17 protein-coding genes and 1 pseudogene are annotated in these 21,880 nt (G+C 69.9%); 7 read left to right on the top strand and 11 right to left on the bottom strand.

From position 1 onward, the window contains the following. Window positions 1–423 (bottom strand): annotated as a pseudogene (locus E1264_RS44705) (hypothetical protein); the annotation flags it as partial. A gap of 100 nt (window positions 424–523) precedes the next feature. Between E1264_RS44705 and E1264_RS22320 the strand changes: the two are divergent. Further along, on the top strand, window positions 524–1,498 hold the full coding sequence (locus tag E1264_RS22320) for a serine hydrolase (RefSeq protein ID WP_132176580.1): 975 nt from the start codon (window positions 524–526) through the stop codon (window positions 1,496–1,498). Between the two features lie 117 nt (window positions 1,499–1,615). Beyond that, on the top strand, window positions 1,616–2,341 hold the full coding sequence (locus E1264_RS22315; RefSeq protein WP_132176578.1) for a DoxX family protein: 726 nt from the start codon (window positions 1,616–1,618) through the stop codon (window positions 2,339–2,341). A gap of 159 nt (window positions 2,342–2,500) precedes the next feature. On the opposite strand, the gene E1264_RS22310 is transcribed toward E1264_RS22315, so the two are convergent. The 3 genes from E1264_RS22310 to E1264_RS22300 all read right to left on the bottom strand — a co-directional run bounded on the left by E1264_RS22310 (window position 2,501) and on the right by E1264_RS22300 (window position 6,616). Further along, entirely contained in the window at window positions 2,501–5,320 is a 2,820-nt protein-coding gene (locus E1264_RS22310) for a vitamin B12-dependent ribonucleotide reductase (protein WP_132176576.1), read from the bottom strand. 119 nt (window positions 5,321–5,439) lie between these two features. Then, complete coding sequence (gene nrdR, locus E1264_RS22305; RefSeq protein ID WP_132176574.1) at window positions 5,440–5,913, bottom strand: transcriptional regulator NrdR; 474 nt, start codon at window positions 5,911–5,913, stop codon at window positions 5,440–5,442. 367 nt (window positions 5,914–6,280) lie between these two features. Continuing rightward, the gene (locus E1264_RS22300; protein ID WP_243711089.1) at window positions 6,281–6,616 is read right to left on the bottom strand and encodes a LysM domain-containing protein; all 336 of its coding nucleotides are present in this window, start codon (window positions 6,614–6,616) and stop codon (window positions 6,281–6,283) included. Between the two features lie 174 nt (window positions 6,617–6,790). Between E1264_RS22300 and lexA the strand changes: the two genes are divergently transcribed. Continuing rightward, a complete protein-coding gene (lexA, locus tag E1264_RS22295) occupies window positions 6,791–7,492 on the top strand; it encodes a transcriptional repressor LexA (RefSeq protein WP_132176570.1) in 702 nt (233 codons plus the stop codon). Window positions 7,493–8,254: 762 nt separating this feature from the next. Here lexA and leuS read toward each other — a convergent pair. Both leuS and E1264_RS22285 read right to left on the bottom strand, forming a co-directional pair. Further along, on the bottom strand, window positions 8,255–10,789 hold the full coding sequence (gene leuS / locus E1264_RS22290) for a leucine--tRNA ligase (RefSeq protein WP_132176568.1): 2,535 nt from the start codon (window positions 10,787–10,789) through the stop codon (window positions 8,255–8,257). A gap of 202 nt (window positions 10,790–10,991) precedes the next feature. Further along, window positions 10,992–11,606 (bottom strand): TerB family tellurite resistance protein, encoded by a 615-nt coding sequence (locus E1264_RS22285; RefSeq protein WP_132176566.1) that lies wholly within the window; start codon window positions 11,604–11,606, stop codon window positions 10,992–10,994. A gap of 285 nt (window positions 11,607–11,891) precedes the next feature. Here E1264_RS22285 and E1264_RS22280 point away from each other — a divergent pair, with 285 nt between their 5' ends. Both E1264_RS22280 and E1264_RS22275 read left to right on the top strand, forming a co-directional pair. Then, a complete protein-coding gene (locus E1264_RS22280) occupies window positions 11,892–12,500 on the top strand; it encodes a lytic polysaccharide monooxygenase (RefSeq protein WP_132176564.1) in 609 nt (202 codons plus the stop codon). Between the two features lie 411 nt (window positions 12,501–12,911). Then, window positions 12,912–14,456: a long-chain fatty acid--CoA ligase gene (locus tag E1264_RS22275; RefSeq protein WP_132176562.1), complete on the top strand. Its 1,545-nt coding sequence runs from the start codon at window positions 12,912–12,914 to the stop codon at window positions 14,454–14,456. A gap of 65 nt (window positions 14,457–14,521) precedes the next feature. Here the strand turns inward: E1264_RS22275 and E1264_RS22270 are convergent, their stop codons facing one another. Then, window positions 14,522–15,769: a cytochrome P450 gene (locus E1264_RS22270; RefSeq protein ID WP_132176560.1), complete on the bottom strand. Its 1,248-nt coding sequence runs from the start codon at window positions 15,767–15,769 to the stop codon at window positions 14,522–14,524. A 195-nt stretch (window positions 15,770–15,964) separates the two neighbouring features. On the opposite strand from E1264_RS22270, the gene E1264_RS22265 reads away from it, so the two are divergent. Next, entirely contained in the window at window positions 15,965–16,855 is an 891-nt protein-coding gene (locus E1264_RS22265) for an alpha/beta hydrolase (protein ID WP_132176558.1), read from the top strand. A 207-nt stretch (window positions 16,856–17,062) separates the two neighbouring features. On the opposite strand, the gene E1264_RS22260 is transcribed toward E1264_RS22265, so the two are convergent. The 4 genes from E1264_RS22260 to E1264_RS22245 form a co-directional block, all read right to left on the bottom strand. Beyond that, window positions 17,063–18,328, bottom strand: a complete 1,266-nt coding sequence (locus E1264_RS22260; RefSeq protein ID WP_132176556.1) for a class I SAM-dependent methyltransferase — start codon at window positions 18,326–18,328, stop codon at window positions 17,063–17,065. Between the two features lie 85 nt (window positions 18,329–18,413). Further along, window positions 18,414–19,781, bottom strand: a complete 1,368-nt coding sequence (locus E1264_RS22255; protein ID WP_132176554.1) for an FAD-binding oxidoreductase — start codon at window positions 19,779–19,781, stop codon at window positions 18,414–18,416. A gap of 218 nt (window positions 19,782–19,999) precedes the next feature. After that, window positions 20,000–20,524, bottom strand: a complete 525-nt coding sequence (locus tag E1264_RS22250; protein ID WP_132176552.1) for a DUF1707 and DUF4870 domain-containing protein — start codon at window positions 20,522–20,524, stop codon at window positions 20,000–20,002. Between the two features lie 36 nt (window positions 20,525–20,560). Next, entirely contained in the window at window positions 20,561–21,367 is an 807-nt protein-coding gene (locus tag E1264_RS22245; protein ID WP_165964307.1) for a polysaccharide deacetylase family protein, read from the bottom strand. A 190-nt stretch (window positions 21,368–21,557) separates the two neighbouring features. Between E1264_RS22245 and E1264_RS22240 the strand changes: the two genes are divergently transcribed. Then, a partial coding sequence (locus tag E1264_RS22240; protein WP_132176548.1) for a hypothetical protein occupies window positions 21,558–21,880 on the top strand: 323 nt, incomplete at its 3' end.

The following is a 21,880-nucleotide window of genomic DNA, read 5'->3' as shown; positions in this document are numbered from 1 at the left end:
GCCGTCACGAGACCGGCACGGCTCTCCGCCGTCAGGCGCGCATGGCTCCTTGCCGCCGCCCTGCTCGCGGCGACCGCCGTTCTCGTGGCCGGTCCTTCGACATTCGTGTACGAGCCCGCCGCCGTCCGGAGTTTCGGCCATCGTGCCGAGCGGGCTGTCCTTGTACGCGGTGACCACGATCTTCTCGACCGCGCACAAATGGAGGAACCACAGCATGTGGCATTCCGAGAGGGACGCGACGAGCAGTTCCTCCGGATTCCACCGGGCGGCGTCGCCGCGGAAACTCGGATCGGCGCTGCCCGCGATCGGCGGCTTGCCGTCCGCCCGTATCTCATGGGCCCGCTCGTAGGCACGGTAGGAACTCGTCCCCGTCCCGGTGTTGCCGGTCCAGGTCACCGACACCTCGTACTGGTGCTTCTTCACTCGGCTCACTCTCATCGCAGGCGGCAAGGGGCTAACACCAAGGTAACGGCGCTCTCACGACACTCGCGATCATGCAGTCCGAGGCCCCACGGCGACGCCCATGAGACCCGCCAGGCTCTTGGCCGCCGTCACGAGACCGGCACGGCTCTCCGCCGTCAGGCGCGCATGGCTCCTTGCCGCCGCCCTGCTCGCGGCGACCGCCGTTCTCGTGGCCGGTCCTTCGACATTCGTGTACGAGCCCGCCGCCGTCCCGCCGCCGCGGATCCCTCCGATTACGGCGACGACGCCCATTCCGCGGCAGAAGCCCACGCCCACGTTCACACCCCCGCCCGCGTTCACCACCACGCAACGCGAAGCGCTCACGCAATCCCTTCGCGACTACCTCGACGATCGGCCGGGAAGCCTGTCGCTTTCGGTACGCGACCTGTCCACCGGCCTTTCGTACTCCTACGGCAAGGGCGTGCGAACGGCGACGGCGAGCATCGTCAAAGTCGACATCGTCATGTCGCTGCTGCTCAAGGCGCAGCGCCGGAATCGTCCTCTCACGTCCACCGAGAAGGGCTTGGCGGAACGCGCGATCACGCTGAGCGACAATGGCGCCGCCACCGCGCTCTGGCACGCCATCGGCGGCGCCACCGGACTCGCGGCCGCCAACGAGAAGCTGGGCCTTCGCGACACCGACCCGGGCCCGGGCGGCGCCTGGGGTTCGACGACCACGTCCGCCGCCGATCAGATCCGGCTGCTGACCGCGCTCATCTCGCCGGAAAGCCCCCTCGGCCCCGGCGCCCGCCGCTACGTCCGTCACCTGATGCGCGACGTCGCACCGGACCAGGCGTGGGGCGTGAGCGCCGCGGGCACCGAGGCCGAGGTCAAGAACGGCTGGCTGCCCCGCGACGTCCACGGCGGCCGCTGGACGGTCAACAGCATCGGCATCGTCCGCGACTCCGGCCACCGCTACCTGATCGCCGCCCTCTCCGAACGCAATCCCACGATGCAGGACGGCGTCGACGTCATCGAACACACCACGAAAGCCGTCACTAAGGCGCTCGCCCGAGCCGCCGCGACCGAACGCTGAGGCAGCGCCCCTGGGACGCGTGGCACCCACTCCCACCTGCGCTGGTCGCCGAATCCGCACGAAGGCCGTCATACTCTCCGATCGAACCGGGCCTCACCGCACCCAAGGAGCGACGGCATGCGTTCTCGACCGATGTACGACGTCGTGGCGGCCCTCGCGCGGCTCGGCGTGGGCCTCGTGTTCATCGCGCACGGCTGGCAGAAGATCGAGGCGGGCATCACCGCGACCGGCCGCACGTTCGACGACCTCGGCGTCCCGCTCCCGACGGCCGCCGCCGTCTACGCCGCCTTCGCCGAGCTCCTCGGCGGCGCCGCGCTGATCGCCGGGCTCGCCCTGCCGGTCACCGGCCTGCTGCTGTTCGCGGACATGGCGGGCGCGTTCCTGTTCGTCCACGCGGACCAGGGCCTGTTCATCGTGGACGGCACGCGGGTCGAGAACGGTTACGAACTCGTCCTCGTCCTCGGGATGGCGAGCCTGCTGTTCGCCGCGGGCGCCGGCGGCCGGTTGACCCTCGACCAGTGGATCGCGACGAAACGGCTGCGCCGTTCCGACGACGACGAGGACGACGCGGCGAGCTTCGTGAAATCGCTCCGCCAGGCAGAGCCCCAGACCGAGACCGAGACCGGCACGAAGCCTCACAGGAAGCACCGCGCCCGGCGATCGACGAAGAAGTCGCAACCCGCCGAGCCGACGGAACCGCCCGCCGCCCCCGAGGAGTCCGAGGACGACCTGCTCGTCGCGGGCCCCCGCAAGGCGGCGCGCCGCCACCGCGCACGCGGCACCCGGCAGACCGAGCCCGCGACCGCCCCGGCCGCCGAGGACAAGCCCGAGGACCCGGCCTGACGAGTCGACCACGAACGCCCCATCCTGACGAGCACGAACGAGTCGGCCTGACGAGCGCGAGCAGTCCGGCCTGACGGGCACGAACGAATCCCCCGCCCGCCGGGTGCGCGGCGAGCGGGGGACCGGTTCAACGGGGACGGCGGGCCATCCGCCGCCGGGCTAGCTGCAGCCGCTGGTGGAGCCGCAGCCCTCGCAGACGTAGCAGCTGCCCGCCGGGCGCATCTTCGTCCCGCAGGTGAGGCAGAGCGGCGCGTCCGCCGTCCGGCCCTGGCGGGACTCGATGACCTCCATCGACGAGCGCGCCTCAGCCACCGGCGCCGACGCCGCGGGCGCGGGCCGGGCGATCGCGGCGGACTGGGCCAGGGACTCGTGGTCGACCTCGTCCTCGGAGTGCAGGGCGGCGGGGTCCTCCCCGTTCGCCTGCATGGCCCGCTCCCCCGCCGTCAGGATGCCGAGACCCGCCCGCTCCTCGTAGGGCAGGTGGTCCAGCGCCAGGCGGCGGAAGATGTAGTCCATCACCGAGGTGGCCATGCGGATGTCGGGGTCGTCGGTCATCCCGGCGGGCTCGAACCGCATGTTGGTGAACTTCTCCACCCACGTCTCCAGCGGAACGCCGTACTGCAGGCTGATGGAGATCGCCATGGAGAAGGCGTCCATCACGCCGGCGAGCGTCGAGCCCTGCTTGCCGAGCTTGAGGAACACCTCGCCGACACCGTCGTCCGGGTAGGACGACGCGGTCATGTACCCCTCGGCGCCCGCGACGGAGAAGCGCGTGACGGTCGCGGGCCGCTGCTTCGGCAGCCGCCTGCGGACCGGACGCGTCGGCCCGGCGGCCTCGGCCGTAGCCTCCTTGGCCGCCTCCTTCTTCCCGGCCGCCGACAGCGGCTGGCCCACCTTGCAGTTGTCGCGGTAGATCGCCAGGGCCTTCAGGCCGAGCCGCCACCCCTCGAAGTACACCTTCTCGATGTCCTCGATCGTGGCCTGCTCCGGCATGTTCACGGTCTTGGAGATCGCGCCGGACAGGAACGGCTGGACGGCCGCCATCATCCGGACGTGCCCCATCGGGCTGATCGCGCGCTCGCCCATCGCGCAGTCGAACACCTCGTAGTGCTCGGTGCGCAGGCCGGGGGCGTCCACGACGTGGCCGTGCTCGGCGATGTACTCGACGATCGCCTCGATCTGCTCCTGCTGGTAGCCGAGCTTCTCCAGCGCGCGCGGCACCGTGTGGTTGACGATCTGCATGGACCCGCCGCCGACGAGCTTCTTGAACTTCATCAGCGCGAGGTCCGGCTCGATGCCGGTGGTGTCGCAGTCCATCATCAGCCCGATCGTCCCGGTGGGCGCGAGCAGCGAGGACTGGGCGTTGCGGTAGCCGTGCTTCTCGCCGAGCTTCAGGCACTCCTGCCACTGCTTGGCGGCGGCGGCGTGGATCTCCTTGTCGATCGCGTCCAGCGTGCGGATGCCGTCGTTGGCGGCGGCGTGCTTGCGCATGACGCGCTTGTGCCCCTCGGCGTTGCGCGCGTAGCCCGCGTACGGGCCGACGACGGCGGCCATCTCCGCGGACCGGCGGTAGGCGACGCCCGTCATCAGCGACGTGATCGCCGCGGCGAGCGACCGTCCGCCCTCGGAGTCGTAGGCGTGCCCGGACGCCATCAGCAGCGCGCCGAGGTTGGCGTAGCCGATGCCGAGCTGCCGGTAGTCGCGGGTCGTCTCCGCGATCTTCTCGGTCGGGAAGTCGGCGAACGTGATCGACACGTCCATCGCCGTGATGATCAGCTCGGTGAGCTTGACGAACCTCTGGACGTCGAACGTCCCCGCGTCGGTGAGGAACTTCAGCAGGTTGATGCTGGCGAGGTTGCAGGACGAGTTGTCCAGGCTCATGTACTCGCTGCACGGGTTGGACGCGGTGATGCGGCCGGTCTCGGGGTTGGTGTGCCAGTCGTTGATCGTGTCGTCGTACTGGATGCCCGGGTCGGCGCACTCCCACGCGGCCTTCGCCATCAGCCGGAACAGGTCCTTGGCCTTGACGGTGTCGACGACCTCGCCGGTCATCCGGGCGCGCAGGCCGAACTCGCCGTCCGACTCGACGGCGTGCATGAACTCGTCCGAGACCCGGACGGAGTTGTTGGCGTTCTGGTACTGGACGCTGCCGATGTCCTTGCCGCCGAGGTCCATGTCGAACCCGGCGTCCCGGAGCGCGCGGATCTTGTCCTCCTCGCGCGCCTTCGTCTCGATGAACTCCTCGATGTCGGGGTGGTCGACGTCCAGCACGACCATCTTCGCGGCGCGTCGCGTCGCGCCGCCCGACTTGATCGTTCCGGCGGAGGCGTCGGCGCCGCGCATGAACGAGACGGGGCCGCTGGCCGTGCCGCCGGACGACAGCAGCTCCTTGCTGGAGCGGATGCGCGACAGGTTCAGGCCGGCGCCGGAGCCGCCCTTGAAGATGACGCCCTCTTCCTTGTACCAGTCGAGGATCGACTCCATCGTGTCGTCCACCGACAGGATGAAACACGCCGAAACCTGCTGCGGGGACTTCGTGCCGACGTTGAACCACACCGGGGAGTTGAAGCTGAAGAGCTGGTGGACGAGCGCGTACTTCAGTTCGTGGTCGAAGACCTCGGCGTCCTGCTCGGTGGCGAAATAGCCCTCCTTGAGGGCCGTGTCCACGTACATGCGGACGACACGGTCGACGAGCTGCTTCAGGCTCCATTCGCGCTGCGGCGTGCCGACCGCTCCGCGGAAGTACTTGGACGTGACGATGTTGACGGCGTTCAGCGACCAGAAGTCGGGGAACTCGACGCCCCGCTGCTCGAAGTTGACCGAGCCGTCGCGCCAGTTGGTCATGACGACGTCACGACGTTCCCAGCGCAGCTCATCGTATGGATGCACGCCGGGCGTGGTGAAAATGCGCTCGACCTTCAGCCCCTTGCGGCTCCCCTTGCCGCGCCGTGCCGCCGAGCCGCTCACCGTCTCCGTCATGACCTTCCCCCTCTCGGGCCCACCCGCCGGGCCCTGTTCAGGAACAACCCGCCACCGCACGGGGCCATGCCCCGCGCGGAGACGCTCTTACATGTGCTGATGTGTTTCGGGAGCCCGCCTTACCGCGACGGGCCCGACTCCCCCGAGAAGCCGGCCTTCCGCAGTGTTTCGATCTCCTTGGCGAAGTCGTCCAGCGACTCGAAGCTCCGGTAGACCGAGGCGAATCGCAGATAGGCGACTTCATCGAGCTCGCCGAGCGGCCCCAGGATCGCGAGGCCGATCTCGTGCGAGGGGATTTCCGCGGAGCCGGAGGATCTGATCTCCTCTTCGACCCGCTGACCCAGCTTCGCGAGCGCATCCTCGTCGACCGGACGGCCCTGGCAGGCCCTGCGCACCCCGGCGATGATCTTTTCCCGGGAGAACGGCTCGGTGACGCCGCTGCGCTTGGCCACCATGACGAGCACATTCTCCTGTGTCGTGAATCGCCGGCCGCATTCGGCGCACGAGCGGCGGCGTCGAATGGCGCCCCCGTCGTCGGTCGAACGGCTGTCGATCACTTTGGTGTCAGGGTTGCGGCAGAACGGGCAGTGCACGTTTGTTCCCTCCCCTGACGTTAACGCTTCACACCGCTGCATAGTTCCATATATGGGTGAAGTACATCGGTGTGACTACTAGATGTTGTGGTCCAACGGTACGACTCGCCGCAGGCGTACGCAACCTGATCTCACGCCTCGTGGATCACATCCGGCGCATACGTCGAGGTCAGGTTGGTCCGCCACGTTTTCCGCCCGGGCGTGTCGTCACCCGGGGTCGCAGCCGGTGACAGAACGCCACATCGCCTCCCATATCGGGCCCCTGCAGGGCCGGGAACGGTGCCACCCGACGCACGTTTCGGCGCTCCGGGCCCCACGGAGGGCGCCAGAGAACAGGGCGCGCCCTGCGCGCGGGACGAACGGCGGCTCAGGGAGCGGGAAGGCGGAGCTCTTGCCCCGGCTGGACGGTTGGGTCACCGCCCAGGCCGTTGAGGTCGATGATGCGCTGGACGACGACGCGCGGGTCGCTCCCCGGGTCGGCGTCCGCGGCGATGTTCCAGAGGGTGTCGCCGCGCTCGACGACGACCGTTCTGGCTGGCTTGGATGGATCGGTACGGGTTTCGCCGCCTCCGGCCAGGGCGCCGGGCCCCACGGTCAGCCACAGCCCGATGAGCGTGACGGTCGCGGCGAACAGGACCAGGACGGCGCGCCCGCGGCGGGTCAGGCGGATCGGGACACGGTCACTCTGGGGTGAACCCGACATCTCTCCCCTCCTCGATGTCGAATGCATTTTCGATCGAACGCCTGTACGATGTTCTACCAGGAGGCGCCGACAAAAAGCGAGCACCACTTCGAACAATTGTTTGATCATTGGGCTCCGACGCGATAGGTTCCATGACAAGGAGTGACCGATCGAGGCGCCGGGAGGCGACGAGCGATGAGCAAGGTCCGGGAGCTGCCAGACGGCCCCATGGACGAGACGGGGCTGACGCAACGGCAGCGCATGGTGCTGGAGGTGATCCGCGACTCGGTCCAGCGCCGTGGGTACCCGCCCTCGATGCGTGAGATCGGCGAGGCCGTGGGCCTGACCAGCACCTCCAGCGTGTCGCACCAGCTCCGGGCGCTGCAGCGCAAGGGTTTCCTGCGCCGCGACCCCAACCGGCCGCGCGCGGTCGAGGTCCGGGTCCCCGGCGCCACGCCCGTGCGGACGGACGAGGAGGCCTACGAGGCGGCCGGAGGGCAGCCCTCGTCGGCGCAGCCCGCCCCCGCCTACGTGCCGCTGGTCGGGCGGATCGCCGCCGGTGGGCCGATCCTCGCCGAGGAGGCCGTGGAGGACGTGTTCACCCTGCCGAAGCAGCTCGTCGGCGAGGGCACGCACTTCCTGCTGAAGGTCACCGGTGACTCGATGATCGACGCCGCGATCGCGGACGGTGACTGGGTCGTCGTCCGGCAGCAGCCGGTGGCCGAGCAGGGCGACATCGTGGCCGCCATGATCGACAACGAGGCGACGGTGAAGACGTTCAAGCGCCGGGAGGACGGCCACATCTGGCTGATGCCGCAGAACCCCGCGTACGAGCCGATCCCGGGCGACGAGGCGACGGTCCTCGGCCGCGTCGTCGCCGTCCTCCGCAAGATGTGACCACGCGCGGCCCCGCACCCTCGGGGCCGCGCGCCCACAGAAGCCGGGCGCCACCCCGAGCACGGGCAAAACCAACGCCCGGGCCACCGAGGCCAAGCACGTCACTGTCCTGGGCATTGGGGCCCAGCGCGCCCCTACCTTGGGCAAGCACGTCACCGCCACGGACCCAGCGCCTAACTGCCCGGACCGCCGGGGCCTAGCAGGTCACTGCCCTGGGCACTAGGGCCCAGCACGTCCCTACCTTGGGCAAGCACGTCACCGCCACGGACCCAGCGCCTAACTGCCCGGACTCAGCACATCACCGCCCGCGCCGCCGGGACTTAGCAGGTCACTGCTGCCCTGGGCCCAGCACAGCACTGGCCGGGCCGCGGGCTTGGCGCGTCGCTGCCACGGAACCAGCGCCTTGCTGCCTGGGTTCAGCGCGTCACCGCTCGGGTCGACGGGCCTAGCAGGTCGCTGCTGCTCTGGGGTCGGCGCAGCACTGCCCGGGCCGCCGGGCTTGGCGTGTCGCTGTCCGGGCGACGGGCGCGGTGGAGATCCCCGAGGGCCTGGGCGGTGGTCGGGCCATGCCTTAGGAGCGTTTCTCAGAGTGCCGTCACGGCGCTTGTGTGGCGGCTCGTGTCTGAGCGAGGGCGCCAGCCAGCGCGGCATCGCTTGCACCCCGGACGGGCGAGATGGACGACCGTGCGCCCGCGTCGGGAGACACCCCGTCGCTGGGTCGTCCGCCAGGCCCGGTGGTTGCGGGCCCGGCGGGCGGGGTGGTCAGCGCTTCGGGACGATATTGACGATCTTCGGGGCGCGGACGATGATCTTGGTGATCTCGGCGCCGGCCAGGGCGTCCTGGATCTTCGTGGACGCCAGCGCCAGCCGCTCCAGGTCGGCCTCGGCGATGCCCGGCGCCACCTCCAGGCGGTCGCGGACCTTGCCGGCGACCTGGACGACGCACGTCACCGACTCCTCCACCAGCAGGGCGGGGTCGGCGGACGGCCAGCCCGCCCGGATGACCGGCGCGGTCCGTCCCAGCAGCTCCCACGTCTCCTCGGCGGTGTAGGGCGCGAACAGCGACAGCAGCACCGTCATGGCCTCGGCCGCCTCGCGGACGGCGGGGTCGGCGGCACCGGGACCCGAGTCGATGGCCTTGCGGGTCGCGGTGACCAGCTCCATGATCCGCGCGATCGCCACGTTGAACCGCTGCGTCTCGATCAGCGTGGTGGCCTCGTGGACCGTCCGGGCGGTGGCGCGGCGCAGGGCCGGGTCACCGGACGTGACGTCCACGCCGGGCGCGGACGTGACCTCGGAGGCGATGCGGTGCACGCGGGACAGGAACTTCGACATGCCGTGCGCGGACACGTCCGCCCAGTCGATGTCGTCCTCCGGCGGGCCGGAGAACAGGATCGCCAGCCGGATGACGTCCACCCCGAACTCGGCGATCTGCTCGCCCAGGTCGACGCCGTTGCCCAGCGTCTTCGACATCGCCTTGCCCTCGTTGATCACCTGGCCCTGGTTCAGCAGCCGCCGGAACGGCTCGGTGAACTCCACCATGCCCATGTCGTACAGCACCTTGGTGAAGAACCGGCTGTACAGCAGGTGCAGGATGGCGTGCTCGACGCCGCCGGTGTACTGGTCGACGGGCATCCACCGGCGGACCTGCTCGACGTCGAACGGGCCCTCCTCGTAGCCGGGCGAGCAGTAGCGGAAGAAGTACCAGGACGAGTCGACGAACGTGTCCATGGTGTCGGTGTCGCGCTTGGCCGGGCCGCCGCACTTGGGGCACTCGACGTTCACCCAGTCGGACGCGGCGGCCAGCGGTGAGGTGCCCTTCGGGGCCAGGTCGGCGCCGCGCAGCCCCTCGGGCAGCGTCACCGGCAGCTGGTCGTCCGGGACGGGGACCTCGCCGCACGCCTCGCAGTGGACGATCGGGATCGGGCAGCCCCAGAACCGCTGCCGGGACACCAGCCAGTCGCGCAGCCGGAAGTTCACCGCCGCGCGGCCGGTGCCGCGCTCCTCCAGGATCTCGATGATGCGGGCGATCGCGTCGGCCTTCGTCAGCCCGTCGATCGGCCCGGAGTTGACGATCTCGCCGTCGCCGGGCGTGGCGATGCCGGTCTCGGCCGGGTCGGGCAGGCCGGTCCGGACGACGACCCGCACGGGCAGGCCGAACTTCAGCGCGAAGTCCAGGTCGCGCTGGTCGTGCGCCGGGACCGCCATGATCGCGCCGTGGCCGTATTCGGCCAGCACGTAGTCGGACGCCCAGATCGGCAGCCGCTCGCCGTTGACCGGGTTGATCGCGTAGCGGCCCAGGAACACGCCGGTCTTCTCCCGCTCGGCGGACAGCCGCTCGATCTCGCTCTCCCGGGAGACCTCCTCGCGGTACGCCTCGAACGCGGCGCGCTGGTCGGGCGCGCAGATCTCGTCGGCCAGCGCGGCGTCGGCGGCGACGACCATGAACGTCGCGCCGAACAGGGTGTCGGGCCGGGTGGTGTAGACCGCGACGGGCTCGTCGCGCCCCTCGATGGCGAAGGCGACGTCGGCGCCGGTGGAGCGGCCGATCCAGTTGCGCTGCATCAGCAGGACGCGCTCGGGCCACTTGCCCTCCAGCTGCTCCATGTCGTCCAGCAGCCGGTCCGCGTAGTCGGTGATCTTGAAGTACCACTGGGTCAGGACGCGCTTCTCGACCAGCGCCCCGCAGCGCTCGCAGTGCCCGCCGACGACCTGCTCGTTGGCCAGGACGGTCTGGTCCTTCGGGCACCAGTTGACGTGGCCGCCCTTGCGGTAGGCCAGGCCCCGGTCGTAGAAGCGCAGGAACAGCCACTGCGTCCACCGGTAGTACTCGGGGTCGGAGGTGTGCAGCCGCCGCGTCCAGTCGAACGAGGGAGCGTAGCGCTGGAACGACGACGCCTGCGTGTCGATGTTGGCGTACGTCCATTCGGCGGGGTGCGAGTCGCGCTTGATGGCGGCGTTCTCGGCGGGCAGGCCGAAGGAGTCCCAGCCGATGGGGTGCAGGACGTTGAAGCCGCGCTGGAACCAGTACCGGGCGGGGACGTCCCCGATGGCGAACGCCTCCGCGTGCCCCATGTGCAGGTCACCGCTGGGGTAGGGGAACATGTCCAGCGCGTAGCGGCGCTCGCGGGCGTCGTCCTTCTCGTCGGCCGCGAACGGTTCGAGCTCCGCCCAGCGGGCCTGCCACTTGTCCTGAACCGCCCGCGGGTCATAGTGCTCGTCGCTGCTCACGCTTCCAGACTCCGGTTTCTTGCTCGTATCGCTGGCTGCAGATGGTCGTGGGCTGTGCTCCGACATGAAACGACCCCTCGCGCAGGAGGGGCCACCACGTTGACGTCAGTCCGTCAACGTGGTCGTTCAAGGAGCAGCCGTGCCGACATACATCAAAGGGTAGCGCAACCGCAAGCCCGCCCGCGGGCGTTATCGGCGCGGCCGCGGAACACGGCGCGCCCGGCGGAACGGCGGGGACCGCCGGGCTGGGAGGCCGCAGGGCTGCTCCTCAGTGGCCGGACTCCTGGCGCGCGAGGGAGATGACGCCGGTCACCTGGACGCGGGTGAGCTGCAGGTCGGCGCCGACGGCGGACAGGGTCTCCTCCTCGGACACGCTGAGCGGTCCGTCCACCAGGGCGATCTCGGCGGCGGCGCGCAGGATGCTCTCGCGGGCCTCGGGCGCGAGGGCCGAGGCGGCGCGGCCCATCTCGACGCGGACCTCCTCGAACGGGCGGCCGAGGTCGGCGTTCAGGGCGGCCTCCTCGTAGGCGGGCTCGCCCGCCTGCCGGACGACGGCGACGGCGCGCGAGCGGGCGGCCGCGTTTGTGTAGTCGCCCGAGCGCAGGACCTGGGCGATCGCCATGCGCAGGAGCATCGCCGGCATCTGCGCGAGCTGCGCGGTGGTCGGCACGTCGAGGACGCCCGGGTTCCAGCGCCCGTGGCAGGTGTCGCACTCGACGAACTCGCCGCCCGTCTTCGTCAGCGGGATGACGGGGATGAAGAAGAGGGTGAAGAAGTTGCGTCCCTGCCTGCGCCGGTAGTCGCGGTCGCCGCCGCAGTCGGGGCAGTGGAAGATTCCCCTGGTCAGGGTGAAGAACACCACCCGCCAGCCGAAGATGATCAAGATCGCCCGCCTTTCTCGGTGAAGCCGCACATCGTAACGGTGCGGGGGCCGGGATGTGGTGAGACTTCTGAGCGGTCTGGACGGCATTTGGGACCGTGAAAATTCGGGGGGTTGACGCGGCGGGCGTCCATCCATCATCCTCGATCTAATAGGAAGGTTTCCTATAAGAACACCTTCCGTCTCCCACCGTAACACCGTCCGTCAGTCCGCCGTCCACCCCCATCCGTCCGCCCCGTGGCTACCGCTCCGATCCAGGTCGCCTCCACCCCCGCCAGGAGACCGAGTATGCCCGCCAAGCTCCGTCCTCCCCGGAAACGGACGCTCGCCCTCGCAGCCGTCGCGTCCGCCGGAATCACCGTGCTGACCGCCGCACCGGCGGCCTCCCACGGATACACCACCTCCCCCACCAGCCGCGCGCTGTTCTGCCAGCAGGGTGCCGCGAAGAACTGCGGGCAGATCCAGTGGGAGCCGATGAGCGTCGAGGGCCCCAAGGGGTTCCCCGCGCGCGGCCCCCGCGACGGCACGATCTGCGCCGGCGGTGTCGGCCGCTTCAGCGAGCTGGACCAGCCGCGCGGCGGCCAATGGCCCGCGACCAAGCTCACCAGCGGCCAGTCGTTCACGTTCACCTGGCGCCACAGCGTCCCCCACGCCACCACCTCGTGGCACTACTACATCACCAAGGACGGCTGGGACCCCACGCAGCCGCTCACCCGCGCGGCCCTTGAACCCGAGCCGCTCGTGAACGTCAGCGGCGGTGGCCGGCTCCCGCCGAGGACCGTCTCCCACCAGGCCGTACTGCCCGCCAAGCAGGGCAGGCACCTGATCCTCGCCGTCTGGGACATCGCCGACACCGGTAACGCCTTCTACCAGTGCTCGGACGTGGACTTCGGCTAACAGACCACCCTCCGCGGGCCGCGTCGCTCTCCGTCGCCCGCACCTGAGGGACCGGGCGGGACCGCGCTCCCGCCCGGTCCCTCCTTCTTTCTCCCGAGCCTCCCTCGCCCGCGAGCGGCTCCCCTTCCTTGGACCGTCCGCATCCTCGGATGCTCTCTTCTCCGCGGCCCTCCCGGCGCCCGGCCCGTCCCACTTTTCTCAGGCTTTCCTCTTTGCCGGGGCTCGCTCACCTCTCCGGCCCGCAACGCTCGGCGCGTCCTTGGTCACCCAGGTCCGCTTTCCCGGGCCTTTCTCGTATTTCCGCAGCGCAGGGGATGGCGCGGGCGGACGCAAATGCAGCAGGATGTGCGGAACGGTTCGTACACTCGCCGGTAACTAACCGGCCGGTCACCATTCCGCGCGAGGAGTGCCATGCTCAACCTGTCCGTGCTGCTGGAGGACGCCGCCAGGGAGACGCCCGACCGCGACGCGGTCGTGTTCGGCGACATCCGGCTCTCGTACTCGTTCATCGACTCGGTCGCGAACCAGGTCGCGAACCTGCTGCGGTCGCGCGGCGTCCGGCCGGGCGACAAGGTGGCCCTGTCCTGCCCGAACCTCCCGTACTTCCCGATGGTGTACTTCGGGGCGCTCAAGGCCGGCGCGGTGGTCGTCCCGCTGAACGTCCTGCTCAAGCCGCGGGAGGTCGCCTACCACCTGGAAGACTCCGACGCGAAGGCGCTGTTCTGCTTCGAGGGGACGCCGGAGCTGCCGCTCGGCCAGATGGGGCACGCCGGGTTCGAGCAGGCGCCGAACTGCGAGCACCTCTTCCTGCTCCCGGTGGACCCGGCGGCGGCCGAGTCGCCCATCGAGGGTGCGGAGCTGTTCTGGGCGGCGCTCGGCGGGCAGCCGAGCACGTTCGAGACGGAGCAGACCGAGCCGAACGACACGGCCGTCATCATCTACACCAGCGGGACCACCGGCCAGCCGAAGGGCGCCGAGCTCACGCACAGCAACCTGCTGGCGAACGCCATGGTGGACGACACGCTCTTCTACCGGACGCTGCACGACACGTCCCTCGTGACGCTGCCGCTGTTCCACATCTTCGGGCAGACGTGCGTGATGAACGTCGGGTTCTACCGCCGCGCGACGCTCGTCATGCAGGCCAGGTTCGACGCCAAGCAGGCCGTCGAGCTGATGGTCAAGGAGAAGGTGAACATCTTCGCGGGCGTCCCGACGATGTACTGGGGGCTGCTGACCGACGACACGTCCGAGGAGGACATCGCGACGATCCGGGAGAACCTGCGGGTCGCGGTATCGGGCGGCTCGGCGCTGCCCATGGAAGTCCTCAAGGGGATCAAGCAGAAGTTCGACGTGGACATCCTGGAGGGGTACGGGCTGTCGGAGACGTCGCCGGTGGCGTCGTTCAACCGGCCGGACCGACCGACCAAGCCCGGTTCGATCGGCCTGCCGGTGTGGGGCGTCGAGATGAAGCTGATCGACGACGAGTGGAAGGTGATCGAGGGCGAGGGGCCCGGGGAGATCGCCATCCGCGGGCACAACATCATGAAGGGCTACTACGGCCGCCCCGACGCGACCGCCGCCGCGATCCAGGACGGCTGGTTCCGCACCGGCGACGTGGCCCGCCGCGACGACGAGGGCTACTACTACATCATCGACCGCTCCAAGGACATGATCATCCGCGGCGGGTACAACGTGTACCCGCGGGAGATCGAAGAGGTCCTGATGACGCACCCGGACGTGTCGCTCGCCGCGGTGGTGGGCGTCGAGCACCCGTCGCACGGCGAGGAGATCAAGGCGTACGTGATCCGGACGCCGGACGCCTCCGTCACCGAGGACGAGCTGGTCGAGTGGGGCAAGGAGCAGTTCGCCGCCTACAAGTACCCGCGGATCGTCGAGTTCCGGGACGAGCTGCCCATGACCGCCACCGGCAAGATCCTCAAGCGCGAACTGCGCTGACCCGCCCGGCCGGGCGGCCCCGCCGCCCGGCCCTCGCCGCCCGGCCCTCGCCGGCCGGTCGCCCGTCAGAACGTGTACGGCATGTGCTTGATGCCGTTGATGAAGTGCGATTCCAGGTAGTCGGGCTCGCCGGACGAGCGGATGCCGGGCGTCCGGCGCAGCAGCTCGCGGAACAGCACCGTGATCTCGCGCCTGGCCAGGTGCGCGCCGAGGCAGAAGTGCGGACCGGGCCCGCCGAACCCGATGTGCGGGTTCGGATCGCGGAGGATGTCGAACTCCTCGGGGTCGGTGAACACGGACTCGTCGCGGTTGGCCGACCAGTAGTACAGGAGCAGCTTCTCGCCCTCCTTGATCTCGTGCTCGTTGAGCATGGTGTCGCGGGTGGCGGTGCGCCGCATCCAGATGACGGGCGACACGTACCGGACGAGCTCCTCGACGGCGCCGGGGGCGCGGGCGTCGAAGTCCTCGGTGAGGAGGGCCCGCTGGGCGGGGTCGCGGGTGAACAGGTCGAGGCCGTGCGCGATCGCGTTGCGGGTGGTCTCGTTGCCGGCGACGACCAGCAGGATGAAGAACGAGCCGAGCTCCTGGTCGGTCAGGGACTCGCCGTCGATGTTGGCGTTGACGAGCGCCGAGACCAGATCGTCGGTCGGGTCCTTGCGGCGCTGCCGTCCGAGATCCTCGACCAGGTTCTTGAGGGTCTCGCCCGCGTGGAGCAGCGCCATCGCGATCTCTTCGGGGTCCTCGGACGGGAGGTACTCGGTGTCGTTGCCGGCGAGGATGACGTTGGTGGCGTCGAAGACCGTCCCGTAGTGCTCCTCGGCGATGCCCATCATGTCGCAGATGATCTTCAACGGGAGCCGGGCCGCGATGTCCGCGACGAAGTCGCCGGTGCCGCCGCCCGCCGTCACGTTCTCGATGATCTGGGCGGCGACGGCCTCGACCTGGTCCTCGAACCGCTGGATCATGCGCGGGGAGAACGCCCGGGACACGATCCGCCTGATCTTGGCGTGCCGGGGATCGTCCATGCTGATCATCGAGCCGAAGTACTCGTGCAGGTCGCCGGGCATGTCCCAGATGCTGGTGGCGCCCTTGCCGGAGCAGAAGTCCTCCGGCCGGCGGGACGCCTCGACGACGTCGGCGTACCGGGTCACGGCGTAGTACCCGGGGCCCTGCGGCACGAAGACGACGTCGGGTTCCTCGAACCGCACTAACTCCGGATGCCGCCGCAAGGTCTTGAACGCCTCACGCCGGTGCTCGTGCGGACGCCGCCAGAACTCCCAGTCGGTCAGGTCGATGTCGTTGACGCTGAGCACCTGCCCACCACCTCATCGCTTCCGATCGTGATTCGGTTTACACGCAGCCTCTCAAAAGTAAAGCGACCCGCGCACCTCGCTCCCCGGCGTGACCCGCCTCACATTCCCCACGCCCAGGGCCCGCCCGCACCCTCGTGGGCTGCCGTGGTGCCCAGAGCGGCGGGGTAGCGTACCGGACGGTTTCTAGGAGGAAACATGGGCGACATCACGGCCGGGTCGGTCACGGCGAACGGGCTGGACTTCGGGTACCTCACGGCAGGCCCGGCGGAGGGCCCGCTGGCGCTGCTCCTGCACGGCTTCCCCGACTCGGCGCACACCTGGCGGCACCTCATGCCGGAACTGGCCAGCGCCGGATACCGCGCCGTGGCCCCGTTCATGCGCGGCTATGCGCCGACGTCCGTCCCGGAGGACGGTGCCTACCAGACCGGCGCCCTGGCCGCCGACGCCGTCGCCCTGCACGAGGCCCTCGGCGGTGGCCCCGACGCCGTCGTCATCGGGCACGACTGGGGCGCCTTCGCCGCCTACGGCGCGGCGAGCATCGCCCCCGGACGGTGGCGCAAGGCCGTCGCCATGTCCGTCCCGCCCCTTCCGGTGATGACCGGTGCGTTCTTCGAGTACGCGCAGCTCAAGCGCTCGTTCTACATGTTCGTGTTCCAGACTCCTCTCGCCGAGGCGGTCCTGGGACGTGCCTTCATCGAGGGTCTCTGGCGCGACTGGTCCCCGTCCAGCGAAAGCGAGATTGTGGATAACGTCGACCGCGTCATGGAGTGCCTGGCCACGCCGGAGAACGTCACCGCCGTGCTCGGCTACTACCGGGCGATGTTCGACCCGTCGCGGCACTCCGACCGCTACGCCGCGGAGCAGCAGGCCGTCTCCGAGCCGGGCGAGGTTCCCGTCCTCTACCTGCATGGTTCCGAAGACGGCTGCGTGGGCGCGGACACGGTCGCGCCCGGCGGCGACCTCAGCGGCGTCCAGGCGGCCCTACCCACCGGCTCCCGCGCCGCACTGGTACCAGGAGCCGGACACTTCCTCCAGCTGGACCGCCCCGCCGCCGTGAACAACCACATCCTCCACTGGCTGGCCTAGCGAGCTCGCCAGCGCGCCGGTGCGCCCCAATCGCGGGCGCGCCCTCACGAGTTCCCGGTGGGACGCACGAACCCAGTCGGGGCGCACCCTCACGAACCTAGGCGGGCGCGCCCGCACCCGTGCGATGGGCAAACTCCAGCAGGGGCGCGCCCTCACGGACCCCAGTCGCGGCGTGCCCTTAGTCCCCTCCCGGTTTGGGGTGTGGGGTTACGAGCCCCAGTCGGGGCGTAGGGGCATGTGGGAGGTGCCGTGGTCTCCGAGTTTCACGCCTAGGGTCTGGTGTAGCTGGATCCAGTTCTGGTTGAAGCCGAGCACGCAGCCCGCCATGTACACGCGCCACACGCGGGCGGTGCCCTCGCCGACCTCGGCGACTGCCTCGTCCCAGTGGTCGTCGAGGTTCTCGCACCAGCCGGTCAGCGTGCGGGCGTAGTGCTCGCGCAGGTTCTCCTGGTGGCGGATCTCGAAACCGGCGTCGTTCATCTGCATCTGGATGTAGCCGGGGCCCTCCAGCTCGCCGTCCGGGAACACGTACCGGTTGATGAACCCGTTCTCCTTGCGCGGCGGCGCGAGGTTGTCCGGACGGGTGATGGTGTGGTTGAGCATCCGCCCGCCCTTGCGCAGCTTCCCGTACAGGAACGAGAAGTAGGACGGCAGGTTCTTCTTCCCGATGTGCTCGGTGAGGCCGATGGAGCTGACCGCGTCGAAGCCGGTCTCGGTCACGTCCCGGTAGTCCAGGTGGCGGACCTCGGCCAGGTCGGACAGGCCGCGGTCGGCGATGGCCTTCTGCGCCCACTCGGCCTGCTGCTTCGACAGCGTGACGCCGAGCGCCTTGACGCCGTACTCCTTCGCGGCGTGCATGACCATGCCGCCCCAGCCGCAGCCGACGTCCAGCAGCCGCATGCCCGGCTTCAGCGCGAGCTTCTTCGCGACGAGGTCGTGCTTGTTGAACTGGGCCTCTTCAAGCGTCGCGTCCTCTCGGGGGTAGCACGCGCACGTGTAGGCCATGGACGGGCCGAGCACCCATTCGTAGAACGTGTTGGAAACGTCGTAGTGGTGCGAGATGGCCCTCGCGTCGCGCTTCTTGGAGTGCCGCAGCCACGACGGGATCCGGCTGAACGGCGCCTCCTGCGGCGGCGGGTCCAGCCGGCGCGTCATCGCGCCGCGCAGCAGCGGGTCGCCCAGGACCGCGCCGACGATCCGCGCCTTGTCGCGGGCCGTCACCTCGCCCATCACCTGCTGCATCGTCGTCAGCGCCGCGATCATGTCGCCGTGGATGTCGAGCATTCCGGTGACGTAGGCGCGGGCGAGGCCCAGCGCCCCCGGCGAGTGCAGCAGGTACGACACCGCGTACGGCGAGCGGACGTCGACCCGGATGTCCGCGCCGGGCACCCCGGCCCGCGAACCGTCGTACGCCGTGAACTCCACTGGCGCCTCAGCCCCGGCGAGTCGCTCGAAGACCCTGGCCAGCGTCATGGTGATCCCTCCTGTCTCTTCGCCCCGGTCAGGGCGGCGAACGCCGCCGTCCCCGCCGGGGCCCTCCCCCGATGCGGACGCCTGGTCAGCGCCCGCGTACGCACTTGTCGTAGAGGTCCAGCAGCCGCTCGCCGGGGTCGTAGGTCCCCTTGAGCCGCCGGTAGGTCTCCCCGTCGTAGTACCGCCAGAACTCGTCCCTGCTGTAAAAAGCAGTCGAGTAGAGGGACTTGTGGCCGTCAAGGGCGGCGACCCTGCGCTCGATGAGCCGGTTGTGGTACTCGGGGATCTGCCCCGGCGGGAGCCGGACCGTCCCCCAGAAGCCGACGTTCACGTACGTCCGGCCCTCGTCGAGCGGGTACAGCGGCCACCGCTCCTTCGCGCGGAGCGGGCACACCCAGACCGGGGTCATGCCGACCTTGTCGTGGAAGAACTCCAGGAACTCCGGCAGCCGCTCGACCGGCACCTCGATGTCCTGGATGACGTCCTCGCGCGGCCGGAGCCCCCGCCACCGCTCCGCCCGCGCGACGAAGTGGTACCGCCGGTCGTAGGCGACGAGCTTGCGGTACACGTCGGAGCGCTTGTACTTGTCGGGCCACAGCCGCCGGACGGTCGGGTTCTGGACGCCGAACGCGCCCGAGCACCAGAACCAGTCGGTGTCCCAGCGCCACAGGTAGTCGCGGACGGTCAGGAAGTCGACCGACCGTTCCCGGATCGACTTGTAGTAGATCTTCTGGCCGGTGTAGCCGGAGGTGTACGGGGCCGAGTCGGCGAAGAATCCGAGCGTGATGTACTGCTCGCCCGGGCCGAAGACGGTGCCGTCCATGAAGTCGACGGACTCGTCTTCGAACGTTCCCGTCTCGGTGATCTCGCCCATCACGCGCGACAGTTCGGCCGCGTCGTCGAACCGCAGGTGCCGCATCCGGACGTACGGTTTGACGGGCCTGAGCTCGATCTTCAGGCGGAGCGTGTAGCCGAGCGTCCCGTAGGAGTTGGGGAAGCCGTAGAACAGGTCGGCGTGCTCGTTGTCCTTCGTCGCGACGACGATCTCCCCGTCGCCGGTGAGGACTTCCATCTCCAGGACGGCCTCGTGCGGGAGCCCGTCGCGGAACGACGTCGACTCGATGCCGAGCCCGGTCACCGCGCCGCCGAGCGTGATCGTCTTCAGCTGCGGGACGACCGTCGGCATCAGCCCGTACGGCAGCGTCGCGTCGACGAGGTCCTCGTAGGTGGTCATGCCCTGGACCTGGGCGGTCAGCGCGTCGGGGTCGACGCTCAGGACCCGGTCGAACCCGGACACGTCCAGGCCGGGCGCGTCCGAGGGGTCGCGCCAGCGGAACAGGTTGGAGGTCCGCTTCGCCAGCCGCACCGGGGTGCCGGCCGGGATCGCCTCGTAGGACCTCCTGAGCGCCTCCACCGCCCGCTCGTGGTCACCCTTGATCGCAAGCTCCGTCATCTGCCCCTCCCGGACACAGTTAATCGATCATCCCATGCACGGTCCACATGACTCGGACGTTGGGGGAGTCACAGGATGGAAGGGGAATAAAGCCACAGGCGGATACATCGGCGTCGTTTCATCTCCCGGAGGCGACAGAACCGCAACAGTGCGGCCACGTCAACCTTTCCCCGAAGCCCCGTACCGACAAACCATGAACGCCTGTGCCGGGGATGACGCTACCTCACGAGGCGCAGGCTCCACCGGTAGCGGAACGGGCGTCCGGCGAGGGCGTAGACCGCCGCGACGGCCGACAGGATCCACGCCACCGCGTACACCACGCCGCCGACGCCGAACGTGACGGTCGTGAGCAGCAGCAGCGTCAGATGGAAGTTCACGGCCTGGACCGCGTGCTGCCGGACGTACGCGGACCGCTTGCCGCTCAGCAGCATCAGCACCAGCGGCCCGACGAACAGCGTCGGGACCGAGATGGCGTGCGCTGCGGCGGCGAGCATGCGGTCCTCGCCCGTGGGCGGCTCGCCGTACCCCGGCCGGCCGGGCGCCTGCCGGGGCGCGGGAACCAGGTCGCGGGTCACCGCGGCCAGGTCGTTCCGGGTCTTGGCGGTCATCGCCAGGTGCATCCGCATGTCGAACTCGTCGTGGTCGAGCCTCCCCTCGGCGTACGCGTCCTGAAGGCGCTCGATGACCGGTTCCCGTTCGGCGTCCGAGACCCTCAGATCCCCTACCGCGTAACTGCTGTCCATACCTTTCATGGTCGGTGGCGGCGCGGCACCGGGACATCAGGGAAGACCCTGAGGCTCCCCTGAATTCCGCTGGACGTACTCCTTCCCAGGCGTGAGCCGCCCGCCGAAGAGCTCCGACACCGTCACGAACTCGTATCCCTGCGCGGCCAGCCTGTCGATGATCTTCGGGACGGCCCGCACGGTCGTCCGGTGGATGTCGTGCATCAGCACGATGTAGCCCGGCTTCGCCGCCTCCAGGACCCGGCGCTCCACGTCCTGGGTGTCGCGGCTGTCCCAGTCCTGCGGGTCGACGGTCCACAGCACCTGCGCCAGGCCCATCTCCCGCGTGACCTCGGCCAGCCGCTTGGACGTCGACCCGTACGGCGGGCGCAGCATCGTCGGCGTGACCCCGGACGCCCGCCGGATCGCGTCCTGCGTCCTGGTCAGCTCGGAGCGGATCTTCTTCTTGGACGCCCTCCCGAGGTTCGCGTGCGTGTAGCTGTGGTCGGCGATCTCGTGCCCGGCCGCGCGCTCGCGCCGGACGAGGTCCGGATGCTCGGCGACGTTCTTCCCGATCACGAAGAACGTGGCCTTCACCCGGCGGGCGGCGAGGATGTCCAGCAGCTCGCTCGTGCTCGCCGCCGGCCCGTCGTCGAACGTCAGCGCCACGCACTTCGCGCGGGCGCAGTCGGGAGGCGGCGGCGCGGGCGGCGGCGCGGGCGTCTCGGGCGGTGAAGGGCCGTTCCGCTGCGCCGCGGCGAGCTCGACCTGCCGGGCGGACGGCCCCAGCGTGCTGAGCCCTCCGCAGACCGCGACCGCGAGAACCGCGGCCGCCCCTCGCCGGACCAGGTTCGGCCCGTCCATCAACACCCCCGCTGACAGTCCCCGAGCCGCCAGTCTAGGGCCCGCTCCCCCGCCCATCGCGGACGACGCCGCCGTGTCGGAAACCCGCCGCTGTGTCGGGAACCCGCGGACGCCGGATCATCGTTATCGTCGTACATCACAACCGGCCCGGAGCGGTTCCGGGGCGGCCACCAGACGACGGGGCAGGGCGATGAGGTTCCGGGACCGATTCGGGATCCGCAAGAACCGCGGACAAACGGTGACGAGACTCGACCGCGAGGCGACCGACGCCGACATCGAGGCGCTGATCGCCTTCGCCCGCTCCCGCCGCGGCGTCGAGTTCTTCGTCGAGCCGGAGACCTTCGCCACCGACACCACCGCCGTCGCCGTCGCCCACGACGGCGAGTGGACCCGCCGCCGTGTCGGCTCCCCCAAGGTCATCGGCAAGGTGGCCCGCGACCTCGGCCTGCCGGTCTACGACGTCCAGATCGTCGGCTACCCGCCCCGCATGCGCGCCTGGAACGAGCGCAACCC

Source organism: Actinomadura sp. KC216, from assembly GCF_004348535.1.
GTDB lineage: Bacteria > Actinomycetota > Actinomycetes > Streptosporangiales > Streptosporangiaceae > Spirillospora.
This window is presented reverse-complemented; position numbering and strand designations above follow the sequence as displayed.